The organism is Paraburkholderia elongata, assembly GCF_013177735.1.
Lineage (GTDB): Bacteria > Pseudomonadota > Gammaproteobacteria > Burkholderiales > Burkholderiaceae > Paraburkholderia > Paraburkholderia elongata.
In genome coordinates this window covers 1-12339 of record NZ_WOEZ01000041.1, presented here as the reverse complement: position 1 = coordinate 12339, position 12339 = coordinate 1, and the positions used below count along the sequence as shown (strand labels likewise).

The 12339-nt window shown below is 63.0% G+C and carries 9 protein-coding genes; 1 reads left to right on the top strand and 8 read right to left on the bottom strand.

The window, feature by feature from the left end; translation table 11 throughout:
• Positions 1-29 precede the first annotated feature (29 nt).
• A complete protein-coding gene (locus GNZ13_RS08155; protein ID WP_172162173.1) occupies positions 30-773 on the top strand; it encodes a copper homeostasis protein CutC in 744 nt (247 codons plus the stop codon).
• Positions 774-864: 91 nt separating this feature from the next.
• Here GNZ13_RS08155 and GNZ13_RS08150 read toward each other — a convergent pair whose 3' ends face one another.
• The 8 genes from GNZ13_RS08150 to GNZ13_RS08115 form a co-directional block, all read right to left on the bottom strand.
• Positions 865-4452: an indolepyruvate ferredoxin oxidoreductase family protein gene (locus GNZ13_RS08150; RefSeq protein ID WP_172162171.1), complete on the bottom strand. Its 3588-nt coding sequence runs from the start codon at positions 4450-4452 to the stop codon at positions 865-867.
• A 332-nt stretch (positions 4453-4784) separates the two neighbouring features.
• Entirely contained in the window at positions 4785-5756 is a 972-nt protein-coding gene (locus GNZ13_RS08145) for an ion channel (protein WP_172162169.1), read from the bottom strand.
• Between the two features lie 229 nt (positions 5757-5985).
• Positions 5986-6231 carry a hypothetical protein gene (locus GNZ13_RS08140; protein WP_172162167.1) on the bottom strand — a complete coding sequence of 82 codons (246 nt, stop codon included), beginning with the start codon at positions 6229-6231 and terminating at the stop codon, positions 5986-5988.
• Positions 6232-6292: 61 nt separating this feature from the next.
• On the bottom strand, positions 6293-6523 hold the full coding sequence (locus GNZ13_RS08135; RefSeq protein ID WP_172162165.1) for a hypothetical protein: 231 nt from the start codon (positions 6521-6523) through the stop codon (positions 6293-6295).
• Positions 6524-6656: 133 nt separating this feature from the next.
• On the bottom strand, positions 6657-7574 hold the full coding sequence (locus GNZ13_RS08130) for a carbohydrate kinase family protein (RefSeq protein WP_172162163.1): 918 nt from the start codon (positions 7572-7574) through the stop codon (positions 6657-6659).
• A 5-nt stretch (positions 7575-7579) separates the two neighbouring features.
• Positions 7580-8854 (bottom strand): AGE family epimerase/isomerase, encoded by a 1275-nt coding sequence (locus GNZ13_RS08125; RefSeq protein WP_172162161.1) that lies wholly within the window; start codon positions 8852-8854, stop codon positions 7580-7582.
• Positions 8851-9837, bottom strand: a complete 987-nt coding sequence (locus GNZ13_RS08120) for a LacI family DNA-binding transcriptional regulator (RefSeq protein WP_172162159.1) — start codon at positions 9835-9837, stop codon at positions 8851-8853. Before GNZ13_RS08120 ends, GNZ13_RS08125 begins: the two co-directional genes overlap by 4 nt.
• Positions 9838-10103: 266 nt before the next feature.
• Positions 10104-11957, bottom strand: coding sequence for an EAL domain-containing protein (locus GNZ13_RS08115; protein ID WP_172162157.1), 1854 nt, complete (start codon positions 11955-11957; stop codon positions 10104-10106).
• Positions 11958-12339: the final 382 nt, after the last annotated feature.

Here is a 12339-nt window from a genome sequence, read left to right as displayed (position 1 = left end):
GTCGCTTTTAACGACACACGGCCGCGCTTATGTCAGTCCTACTCGAAGTCATCGCCACGACCGTTGCCGACGCCCGGCTTGCCGTGCAGGCGGGTGCGAACCGCCTTGAACTCGTCACCGCGATGGGCGAGGGCGGTTTGACGCCGAGCCTTGGCTTGATCGAAGCGGTGGTTGCCGCGGCGGCAATCCCCGCGGCCAACGCGGCGACCGGTGCTCCAACGGCCTGCGTGCCAGTCAACGTAATCGTGCGGCCGCATAGTCGCTCGTTCGTGTACGACTCGGACGACTACGCCGTGATGCTGCGCGACGTGCGTGCAGTCAAAGCGGCCGGCGCGAATGGCGTGGTGATCGGCATGCTGACGGCAGAAGGTGAGATCGATCGCGAAGGCCTCGCGCGCGCAATCGATGCGGCTGATGGTCTGGCGATCACGTTCCACCGAGCGTTCGACGAAACGCGTGATCTGCAAAAAGCACTCGACGTGCTGCTCGGTTTCGATGCCGTGACGAATGTCCTGACCTCTGGCGGAAAACCTTCGGTACTGCAGGCGGAGTCGATCATGCGTGAACTGGTACGGCAAGCGGCAGGCTCACATTGCACGGTGCTGGCGGGCGCGGGATTGACCGTCGATGCGGTCGCCGACTTCGTGAGCAAGACACAGGTCGAAGCCGTGCACTTCGGCTCGGGCGTGCGAGTCGGCGGCAACGGCCTCGCGCCGGTCGATGCCAACAAGGTCGCGCAAGTTAGAGCGCTGCTCGACGCAACGCATGGCTGAACACAGCTAAGCGTAGTTAATCCATCAGGCAAAAAAATGCCGCTTCGAGGTTCAACCCGAAGCGGCATTTTTCATCCACTGAGCGAAAGAATTACTTCGCGACGACCACCGGGATGCCGCGCAACTGACCGGCGCCCTTCACCTCTTCCAACGACTTCTTCACCGACGCGCTCGTCGCCGCTTCGATCTGCAAGCGTGCCGCGAGATCGCGCTCACCGCGCTTCACACCCGCCAGATTCGCCAGCTTCACGTGACCATAACCGCGTACACGCGCATGCAGATCGGCGAGCTTCGCGACGTCTTCGAGATTGTTTGCGTTGAGCTTCGAGAACGCGCGTTGCAACGTGGTTTCGTAGTCGTCGGCGAGTTCGCGCTCCATTTTGCGTTCCAGCGTGCGGCCGAACGGATCGAGCATCGTGCCACGCAGACCGCTGAACTTCGCCATCACGCCGAGCACCGGCCACATCCACTGACCGAAGGTCTTTTTGGTCGGACTGACGCCCGGTTGCGGACGCGTGAGCGTCGGCGGCGCGAGGTTGAACTTGATGCCGAAGTCCTTGCCCGCGACACCTTCGAATTGCGCTTCCAGGGCTTCACGGAAGGCCGCATCCGTATGCAGACGCGCGACTTCGTATTCGTCTTTCACCGCAAGCAGACGATAGAACGTCGTCGCCACTGCGCGCGTGATGCGTTCACTCTTTACATCGCTTGCGGTTTCGGCACGACGCGCCGCATCGACCAGCGCGCGATACCGCTTTACATAGCTCGCGCCACCGTATGTCTGGAGACGGCCCTCGCGATGCGCGATCAGTTCGTCGAGCGTATCGACGCGCACCACCTGCTTCGCCAGATGCCGTGTTTGCCACAGCGATTCCAGCGCGGCCGGGTCTTCCGCGGCAACACGCCCGATCGAAAACGCCAGCTGATTCATCTGCACCGCAACGTTGTTCAATTCGATCGCGCGCATCATCGCGGCGAACGACACCGGCACGAGGCCGAGTTGCCAGGCATAACCGAGCATCAGAATGTTCGCGCCGATGGTGTCGCCGAGAAAACGCGTGGCGAGCGCCTGAGCGTCGCAGGTCGACATGCGATCAACGCCCGCCGCGTGGCGCATCTTGTCGATCAATGCATCGGCATGCAGCGTCGCGTCCGGGTTCTGCACGAAGGTCGCGTTCGGAATCGCGTGCGTGTTTACGACGATGCGCGTGCGGCCATGACGCACAGTTTGCAAGGCATCGGCGCTCGCGCCCACCACCATGTCGCAGGCGAGCAGCACGTCAGCCTGTTGCGTGTCGATGCGGACCTGATTGAGCCACTCGTCGCGCGCGGCGAAGCGCACGAACGACAGCACCGAGCCGCCCTTTTGCGCGAAGCCCATGAAGTCGAGCACCGACGCGCTCTTGCCTTCCAGATGCGCGGCCATGCTGATCAATGCGCCGACCGTCACGACGCCCGTGCCGCCAACGCCCGTCACCAGAATGTCGTACGGCGCGGCGTCGAGATGCGTCGCGGGAATCGGCAAGGCGTCGACGCGTGCGGCGAGCGCGGCCGGATCGAACGCGGCGCCCGCGGCTTTCTTCAGCTTGCCGCCTTCCACAGTGACGAAGCTCGGGCAGAAACCGTTCACGCAGGAATAGTCCTTATTGCACGACGATTGATCGATGCGGCGCTTGCGCCCCAACGTGGTCTCAACCGGTTCGACCGACAGACAGTTCGATTGCACGCCACAATCGCCGCAGCCCTCGCAGACTTCCTCGTTGATGAACAGACGCTTGTCCGGATCGGGAAACTCGCCTTTTTTCCTGCGACGCCGTTTTTCCGCCGCACAGGTCTGGTCGTAGATCAGCACGGTCACGCCGTCGATATCGCGCAACGCGCGCTGCACCGTGTCCATTTCGCTGCGATGATGGAACGTCGTGCCTTTCGGAAACTGGTCGTGATGGCCGTCGTATTTCTCCGGCTCGTCGCTGACCACGACGAAACGCGATACGCCTTCGGCTTCCACCTGACGCGCGATCTGCGGCACCGAGATGCTGCCGTCGACCGGCTGGCCGCCCGTCATCGCGACGGCATCGTTATAGAGGATCTTGTAGGTGATGGTGGTGTTCGCGGCCACCGCCTGGCGGATCGCGAGAATGCCGGAGTGAAAGTAGGTGCCGTCGCCGAGATTCTGGAATACGTGGCGCGTTTTCGTGAACATCGAATGCGAGGCCCAATCGACGCCTTCACCGCCCATCTGAATCAGGCCGGTGGTGTCCCGCTCCATCCACGACGCCATGAAGTGACAGCCGATCCCCGCATGCGCGATCGAACCTTCAGGCACTTTGGTCGACGTGTTGTGCGGGCAGCCCGAGCAGAAATACGGCGTACGCTTCACGCTATCCGCGGCATTCGAGAGGATTTGTGGCGCAACCAGATCGACCACACGCTCGCGACGATCGAGCGCCGGCTTGTGCTTCGCGAGCCAGTTCGCGAACACCGGCAGAATGCGCGACGGCCGCAATTCACCGAGCGACGACAGCAGCAGCGTGCCATCTTCGGCATTCTTGCCGACCACGATCGGACGCGTGCCTTGCGTGCGGTTGTACAGATAGTCTTTGATCTGTTGCTCGATGACGGGGCCCTTCTCCTCGATCACCAGCACTTCGGACAAACCGGACACGAACGCCTCGATGCGCGTCATCTCCAACGGAAACGACAAGCCGACCTTGTAGATGCGCACGCCGGCCGCTTCCAGATCGGCGACGGTCAGATCGAGCCGGCGCAGCGTTTCCATCAAATCGAGATGCGCCTTGCCGCACGTGACGATACCCACGTTCGCATGCGGACTCGGCGCAATCCATTTGTCGATGCTGTTGGTGCGCGCGAAATGACGAACCGCGTCGAGCTTCGCGTGCATCCGCGATTCGATTGTCAGGCTGGGCAGATCGGGCCAGCGGTTATGTAGGCCGCCCGTGGGTGCTTCGAAATCCTGTGGAATCGTCCATTCGGTTTGCAGTGCATCGAGGTCCACCGTCGAGCCGGATTCGACCGTTTCCGAGATCGCCTTGTAGCCGACCCACGCACCCGAGAAGCGCGACAGCGCCCAGCCATACAGGCCGAACTCGAGCATGTCGGCAATGTTCGACGGATTCACCACCGGCATATGCCACGCCATCAACGCGAAGTCGCTCTGATGCGGCATCGACGACGACACGCATCCGTGGTCATCGCCCGCCACCACCAGCACGCCACCGTGCGGTGACGAGCCGTACGCGTTGCCGTGCTTCAGCGCATCGCCAGCGCGGTCGACGCCTGGGCCCTTGCCGTACCACATCGCGAACACGCCTTCGACCGTGCGCTCCGGGTCCGATTCCACCCGCTGCGTGCCGAGCACCGCAGTGCCGCCGAGTTCTTCGTTGATCGCCGGCAAAAAGCGAATATCACTCGCTGTGAGCAGTTTCTGCGCTTTCCACAACTGCTGGTCGACCATGCCGAGCGGCGAGCCGCGATAGCCGCTGATGAAGCCGGCTGTATTCATGCCGTGCGCGCGGTCGACCGCGCGTTGCATCAGCGCAAGGCGCACCAGCGCCTGGGTACCGGTCAGGAAAATCCTGCCGCGCGTGGCAGTGAGGTTGTCGGACAGCTTGTAGTCGGCGAGAGCGGGCGTGCCGTCGATGGGCAGGCGAGCGGTCATGGGTGAGTCTCCATTGTCGATCGGAGTTAGCGCTTCAGCTGTCGACCCGAGTTCACGCTTTAGCGCGTTACTCTGGTCCCATGCAAAGCGCTTACTCCGATCCCATGCAATTTGATTGCGGTTTTGTATCCGCGCGCCGTGGGTGGGGACCACAAAAGGTGACGCGGCGAAAGAGACTCTATTTTTTAGCGCCGATTGGAGTGAATTTTTTCTACTTGACGAGGCGTTCGACGAAACGGCGCGACGGGTCACGCGTTTTAATGAAGTTTTGAGATGGATCTGCCACGCGACGGACGGGTTCGGGTATGCCCTGGTGCGTTTTAGTCCTGTTTTTACGATGCCGGCGCCTTCGCCATAGGCGCAGCGACAGGCGCAGAGTCGAGCGGCACGATCTCGTGGAAATGTGAGTAATCGATGTGACTAACGCCGTCTTCCTCGCGCATGACGTCGACGAACCGATACTGCCAGCGGATCTGCTCGCAACTCCACATATAGCGCGCCTGCATGGTCTGCGAGGTCGATTCGTCGACCCCTTCGAGCGTGAGCAGCAGCGACGCGTCGCGGCCTTTGAGTGTTTCGGCGGTTTCGCCAAATAGCGGGCTGCTTTCGTCGATGACGTGCATCATGACCCAGCCCAACTTGAACACGGGATGCTGTTCGCGCACCAGCGTCAGATCGTAGAGCTTGCGCAGCGTAAAACCTTCCACGGTGGTCTCCAGCCGCATGATGCGCAGCTTCGCACGAGCTTCGGCGATCACATTTTGACGCGCGTTGGCGGCGCGCACCATCAGCGTCATGCGGCCCTCGATCGGCCGCACGACCGCATAGCGGGCAAACATGATCTTCGCGTGAGGTCGTGAGAAGCGCGCGAAGATCAGCCCCGTTGCCAACGCGATACTGGACATGCCGACAAAGATTTCGAGCGTCGCGATCCAGTGGGCGTAGATGGTTTGCGGGTGCATGTCGCCATAGCCGACCGTAGCGAGCGTTTCGACGCTGAAGAAAAATGCGCCGCCGAAGCCCGACGGAAACTGATTGGCGATCGGCGCCTGGCCGAGCATGTAGAGCGTGGCAAACACGGTGTTGAGCAGCAGGAACAAAACCCCGAGCGAGACAAAGAACGTCGGCCAGCGCACGACCAGTGCACGGTGATAAAGATCCTGCCAGAGCGGCGTCGGCATGCCGTGGGCGATGACGACGCGATCGTCCAGGCGCAATTCCCGGCTGCCGCGCGCGCGACGTTTATGCGCCCGCGTTTCGTCGTCGCCGATGCTGGAAAAGCCGTTTGACGGTTCAGTAGCCATCGCGTGTCTGTGGAGATGAAAACGCGCAAAGCGTAGCACGCCGGTTAGCGCGCGGAAGGTGATTTTCGGCGCGCTGCAGGGGCGGTGGACGTGGCGTCTCTACTGCGGGCCCGGGGGCTTCGGCGTGGCGTTTCCAAAGCGCGCTCGCGGTGCTTCAGGCGAACGCGAGCGGGACGCTACGACAACGTTCGCAGGCATGCACGCGTCGCTAAACGCGCTCGCCGTGGATCTACGGGAAGGCCCGCGGCTTCGGAATGCCGGCGCCGTGTTCGATGTCGTCGACGGCTTGCTGATGGGCAGCGGCGATGGCTTCGGCTTCGTCCGTGTAGCCGTTGTCACCGCCCACGGTGGTCCACGACTTGACGGCTTTCTCGCGATGCCGGATTTCGTATTCCGCGTCCCAGCGCGCGCCGTTGAGTTCGAGAGGGCGGACGTGAATCGAGTACACGCCGTAGAGGAAGTGCTGTTCAGCCATGGTCGCCTCCAGCCGGTTGATTCAGGGGTGGCGCTGTGCGATGGGCGCGGCGCCGGGTTGCCTAGAGTTCGATTTCCCCAAGGATGCGGTGCGCGAGGGCCTTGGCTTCTTCGAGGGCCTCCTCCGGCGTGGACGAGGTGGCTTCGACTTCGTAGACCGTGGTCTCCTGGTCTTCGGATGCTTCGCCTTCGTCGCGGGAAAGAGTGACCAAGCCCTGCCAGGTGTCGCTTTGTACTTCTCTTACCGACGCGGTGGCCGTGTAGATGCCTTTGGTGTAGGTGATGTCATCCATGGCGACGCTCCTTCTTCCAAAGGGATGGGTTTTTTCATCCTAGCACGATGATCGAGGTTCGGTCTTTGCCTGCGCGGCGCTCGTTGTCTACAACCGATGTCTGCAACAATACACGCCGCACAAGGCAAAAAAACTACAGCAACGCGACAACCTCATCCAAAGAAGGTGCATGCGCGCCAGCGTGGCGGCAAGCCGCGGCACCGGCGGCCAAAGAAAAGGCAAGGTGCTCCGGCCACGCCCGCTGCGGTGCAGTCATCAGGCTGAACAGCAGGCCGCCGATAGAAGCATCCCCAGCACCAACGGTATCGACAACTTCGACCCGAGGCGGTCGAGCCTCCATAATCATGGCGCCGTCGATCAACATGGACGTCTCCGGCCCGCGTGTCACCAGCACAGTGGCCGCAGGATTCATGGCTCGCAACTGGGCAAGTGCACCGGCCTCGTCGTCCGTCTTGAACAGCATGCGCAAATCCTCGTCCGACACCTTGATCAGATCGGCCAGCGCAGCCATCTTTCGCAACGTGGGCTCGTACCCATGCTCCATCAGGTTCCGGTAATTCGGATCGAAACTGATCTTCACGCCGCGCGAACGCAACTCGGCTGCCAACGCGGCAAGCGTGTTGCCAAGCGGCTGACGCACCAGGCTGATGCAACCAAAATGCGCCCACTTCACCTGCCCGATCCAGCCAGCCGGCAAGTGCGCCGGATCGAACGCCAGATCGGCGCCGTTCTCACCCATGAAAAAGTACGCGGGCGGATGTGTCCGATGAACGATCGCCAGCAGGGGCGGGCGCTCCACGCGCTGCATGAAGCGCATGTCGAGCCCCGCGGCGACGCTCGCGTTCCACAATTCGTCGGAGAAGTTATCAACGCCCAGCGACCCGGCACACGCGGTCGGCAAACCGAGCCGCGCCACGCAGCGTGCGACGTTCCAGCCGGCGCCGCCTGGACGCGAGAGCCATTGCGAGGTGCCGGTCCGCACGAGATCGGTGAGGATGTCGCCGGCCGAGACGAAGAGAGGGAATTCAGTGTTCGCGCTCAAGTTGCTCATTTTGCTTACTCCGCGGATTCGAACGAAGCGGCCGCGCCGTCAGGCAGTGCGTGCGCCATCACCTCATAGCACGCGCCCATCGTGTGATAGTCGGTCTTGCCGGCGGGACTCTTTTCGTCGCTGTACTTACGGTTGTCGCACGTGAGGATGCGGTACCACGCGCCATACTTGTGATCGACGAAATGCGCCCAGCTGTAGCGCCAGATCTCGTCGTACCAGTCCCAGAAACGCTCGTTGCCGGTGCGCTTGCCTAGCAGCGCCGCGGTCGCGAACGTCTCCGCCTGAACCCAGAAATACTTGTCGTGGTCGCACACGGTGCCGTCCGGGCCGAAGCCGTAATAGAGGCCGCCGTGATCTTCGTCCCAAGCATGCGTCATGGCGGCATCGAATAGCTCGATGGCGCGCGGCAGCAGCCACGGCAACGGACGGTAGCGCTCAAGAATCAGCAGCAGCTTGGCCCACTCGGTCTGGTGCCCGGGCTGGAAGCCCCACGGACGAAAGATGTTCGAACTGTCTTCCTCGTTGTAATGCCAATCGACCGACCAGTCCGCGTGAAAGTGCTCCCACACGAGGCCTTGCGAGAGCTTCGCCTGACGCAGCGTGATGTTCGACGCCACCCGTTCCGCACGATCGAGATAGACCAGGTGCCCGGTCGCCTCGTGCGCGGTCAGGAGCGCCTCGGTGGTGTGCATGTTCGCGTTCTGGCCGCGGTACGAACTCACGCGCCAGTCGGGCGTCGCCTCGTCAGCATAGAGACCTGCGGCGGCGTCCCAGAATCGATGCTCCATCAACTCGAAGGTCGCGCCGATCATTGGCCTCGCTTCCTCGATGCCGGCCATCGCCGCATGCGAATACGCGAGCAGCACGAATGCGAGACCGTAGCAGTGGCGCGTTGCGTCGAGCGTGTGTTTCTTGCCATCGCGCCATTCGAGCTCCCAGTCGTAGCCTTCGTGCTCGGCGTCCCAATGCGCTTCGCGCAAGAAGCGCAAACCGTGGCGCGCGTACTCGAGATGCTGCGGGTCGCCGAACTGGCGATACGCCATTGCGTAGTTGAAGACGTAGCGGCAAGTACTCACTAGATGCCGCGTGGTCTTGTCGTAAACAGAGCCGTCGTCGCGGAAAAAATGGTGGAAGCCGCCGCTCGGATCGAGCACGTTTGGCGCGTAAAAGCGCAGCGTGTCCTGCACATGAGCGAGCAGGAAATCGCGGCTGCGGAAGCTGTCGACGGGTGGCGCCGCGGCTGCGCCGTTGGCGGGGTGAAGCGGATCGGATTGCGTCATGGCGTTTTTACCAAAGTACTGGCACGGGCAACGAGATGGACGGGCAAGCGGACTTCGAGTTCAGCGGGTGCGTCTTCAAGCAGCAGCTCGACGCCGCGCCGGCCGAGCGCCTCCTTGTCGACCGAAATGGTCGACAGCGGCGGCGTGGCATGAGCGGCGGCGGGAATGTCGTCGAAGCCGATGATCGCGATGTCCTCGGGCACGCGGATGCCGCGCGCGAGGCACGCGCGCAGTGCGGCGAGCGCGGCGGCGTCGTTGTAGGCGAATACGGCATCGGGCCGCGGGCCGGGCGCGTCGAGCAACTGGTGCATCGCGCGCGCGGCGCCGCTGTCGGGATCGAGACCTGCGTCGATCGTGACTTCCAGCGATGGGTCGAACAGCAAGCCCGCTTCGAAAAACGCGCGCCGGTAACCGAGCGCGCGCTGGGCAATGCTGAAGTGCGCGAGCGAGCCGCCGATGAACGCAACGCGCTTGCGCTGCTGTTCGAACAGATGCCGCATGGCGAGCGTGGCGCCCGCGGCGTTGTCGAGATTCACCGAGCGCAGGCCGGGCGCCCACAGGTCGATCAGCACGAGCGGGCGTTGCATCGCCACCAGCGTGGTGAGCGTTTCAGGCTCGACGAATCCGGCGATCGCCACCGCGTCCGGCGCATGCAGGCGCATCTGCTGGATCACGTCTTCGGTCGGACCGGCGGTCAGCACGGACGGGACGATGCCGCGTTCGCGGCATGCGTCTTCCACGCCGTGCAGCACATGCGAAAAGAACGGGCTGACGGCGAAGTTGTTGTGCTGACGGTGCAACAGAAAGGTAAGGCGGCGGATGCGCGGACGCAATTGGGCGGCGTCATAGCCGAGTTGCCGCGCCGCTTCGACAACGCGTTCGCGCGTGGCCTGGGAAAGGCCGGGCTGATTCTTCAATGCGCGTGAGACGGTGCCGATCGACACGCTGGCCGCGCGGGCGACGTCGCGGATGGTTGTGGCCATCGAATGAAACGGCCGCAGGAGGGGTGGCCGTACGGTGTTTGGGTTCGGGCGATTGTATAGTAAAACGTGGCTAAAACCGCCTCGCGAACAGGCGATCCATACCCGGAAATACCCGTAGATAGTGGCGCTGGCCCGATTTTTGTTGTTTAGTAAAACGTGCTAAACAAGGCGTTGGCGTTGGCGTTGGCGTTGGCGTTGGCGTTGGCGTTGGCGTTGGCGTTGGCGTTGGCGTTGGCGTTGGCATTGACGTTGGCACGCCAACGCACTCAGTCGAAAGGCATAGCCGCCATGTCGGCCTGTCCACGTAGCCGCGCCACGCTCTCATCCGCATCGATCAGCACGAAGCCGCTCGTCTCGTGCTTCGCGCGCCGCTTCGCCAGCGCCGCGACGGACGCAATTTCCTCGCTGCTGTAGAACGACGGACGACCGTCCGACTCGACGCGCACGCAGCCGATCGCCATCGTCACGAAGCCGAAGAAGGTCGAATTGCCGCGCCGGTCTTCACCGTGAATGCCGCCGGCCAGCCGGTCGGCGGGCGCGTAGAAGCGCTGCGCGCCTTCGTTGAACAGGTGGATCGCGCGCAGCACGCGGGCCTGCCAGTCCTCGCTCTGGAACAGGATCAGGAAGTCGTCGCCGCCGACGTGACCGAGGAAATCGCGAGTCGGGTCGCAAACGTCGGCGAGCACGGCGGCGGCGAATTTCAGGACTTCGTCGCCCTGCCAGTAGCCGTACTGATCGTTGAAGGGCTTGAAGTGGTTCAGATCGACGTAGCACGCGTAGAAGCCGGCGTCGTTGCCTAACAGGCGGGCGATGTGCGAACTGATCGGGATGTTGCCCGGCAAGAAGGTCAGCGGGTTCGCGTAGCGCGCGGCTTCGATGCGCACCTCGGTCACCGCGCGCACCAGATTCTCGCCGGTGCCGAGACCGGCGTATTTGCCGTCGTTGTCGGTGATGACGAAGCCGTCGGCGAGATAACGCTGGTCGTCGCTCGCGAGGAGCTTGGCCATTTGTTCGACGGTCATCGATTGCTCGATGATCACCGGCGACGCGTTCGCAAACTGCAGGCACGGCCGTTTGCCGAACAGCTCGCGGTGGTAAGGCAGCGCGTAGCGGTCCATGAAACTGCGGCGATTGATCAGCGCGACCGGTTTGTCATGCTCGACCACCGCGACCGCATGCAGATCGGGCAGACGGTTGAACAGTTCGAGCACGTCGTTGTTGGTGGCATGGCGCGGTAGCCCCGGCGCATGCACCATCATCTTGGCCGACGCCATGCCGCCCGACGGCGACGCGCTGCTCACCGTGCGTGTGGTCTCCGGGAATACGGCGATGTGGCCGGCGCGCAGTGCGTCGCGGGCGTCGTCGGTGACGCTGCGGGCCGGCTGGGCATGCGGCCTGCCGAAGAAATAGCCCTGCCCGCAGCCGATCCCCATGTCGCGCACCACGATCAGATCCGCTTCGTCCTCGATGCCTTCGGCCACCAGCCGCGCGCCGCTTGCGTTGGCGAAGTGCTGCATGGCGCGCACGGCTTCGAACTTGAGCGAATCGCTGGAGATGCCGTGAATGAAAAAGCGGTCGATCTTCACGAGATCCGGTTGCAGGCGCACCCAAAGATTCATGCTGGCGTTCGCGGTGCCGTAATCGTCGAGCGCGAACTGCGCACCGGCCGTGCGCAACGCCGAAATCACCGGCACGAAGCCCGCGACATCCAGAATCGTGCTTTGCTCGGTCAGCTCGATCACGATCCGATGCGGATCGACGCCGCTATGACGCAGCAGTGCGAGCGTGTCGTCGCGTGCTTCGGCCAACTGACGGATCGCGCCCGCGCTGAAATTGAGAAACAGCTTGCCGTCGAAATCGAGCTTCGCGAATGCGTCGATGCAGGTGCGCGCGGCGGCCTGCTCGAGCTCGAGCGCGCAGCCTTCGGCGAGCGCCTGCGAAAACAGGGCGAAGGGCGCTTCGAGCAGTGTGCCGGCCGGGCCGCGGATCAGACCTTCGTAACCGAGGATCGCGCCGTCGTCGAAATTGATGATCGGCTGGAATACGGCGGACAAGTCACGCCGGGCGATCAACTCCTCGATGCGCGGCGCAGCGGATCGGGAGGGGGAACGAGGTTGCATGGCAGTTAGGCTTAGCGATCGATCTTCGTCTTATCGGCCCATCCTGCCTGGAATTAAGTGAACTTTTAGTGACGCGTTGCACCTGGGTGGTGCGTCTCAGCCTTGGGCTCGCTGTCGGCTGGTTTTGCCATGGCCAGGACTTTGCCTATGCCATCCGGCTGAGGCGACAGCGGCGGCGTTTGAGCGTGAAATATCAAAAAAGCCGCACGAGGCGGCTTTCTTCAAATGACGCTCAGGGAGGGCGCTTATGAATGTCCTGTTTGCATTGCGCGCGTATTCAATGTCGCGCGACGGCGGCGGCGGGCCGCTCGCGCGCGGCAGCGCGGGTTTCGCCGCTGGTGTCGCGAGCCCCCCAGCGCTGCGCGAGCGCGGCGCACACCAT

What these genes read in the sequence shown, in the direction of transcription:
- GNZ13_RS08120 (WP_172162159.1), bottom strand. Translation starts at nt 9,837, where the DNA reads ATGGCCACAACCATCCGCGACGTCGCCCGCGCGGCCAGCGTGTCGATC.
- GNZ13_RS08145 (WP_172162169.1), bottom strand. Translation starts at nt 5,756, where the DNA reads ATGGCTACTGAACCGTCAAACGGCTTTTCCAGCATCGGCGACGACGAA.
- GNZ13_RS08150 (WP_172162171.1), bottom strand. Translation starts at nt 4,452, where the DNA reads ATGACCGCTCGCCTGCCCATCGACGGCACGCCCGCTCTCGCCGACTAC.
- GNZ13_RS08155 (WP_172162173.1), top strand. Translation starts at nt 30, where the DNA reads ATGTCAGTCCTACTCGAAGTCATCGCCACGACCGTTGCCGACGCCCGG.
- GNZ13_RS08115 (WP_172162157.1), bottom strand. Translation starts at nt 11,957, where the DNA reads ATGCAACCTCGTTCCCCCTCCCGATCCGCTGCGCCGCGCATCGAGGAG.
- GNZ13_RS08135 (WP_172162165.1), bottom strand. Translation starts at nt 6,523, where the DNA reads ATGGATGACATCACCTACACCAAAGGCATCTACACGGCCACCGCGTCG.
- GNZ13_RS08140 (WP_172162167.1), bottom strand. Translation starts at nt 6,231, where the DNA reads ATGGCTGAACAGCACTTCCTCTACGGCGTGTACTCGATTCACGTCCGC.
- GNZ13_RS08125 (WP_172162161.1), bottom strand. Translation starts at nt 8,854, where the DNA reads ATGACGCAATCCGATCCGCTTCACCCCGCCAACGGCGCAGCCGCGGCG.
- GNZ13_RS08130 (WP_172162163.1), bottom strand. Translation starts at nt 7,574, where the DNA reads ATGAGCAACTTGAGCGCGAACACTGAATTCCCTCTCTTCGTCTCGGCC.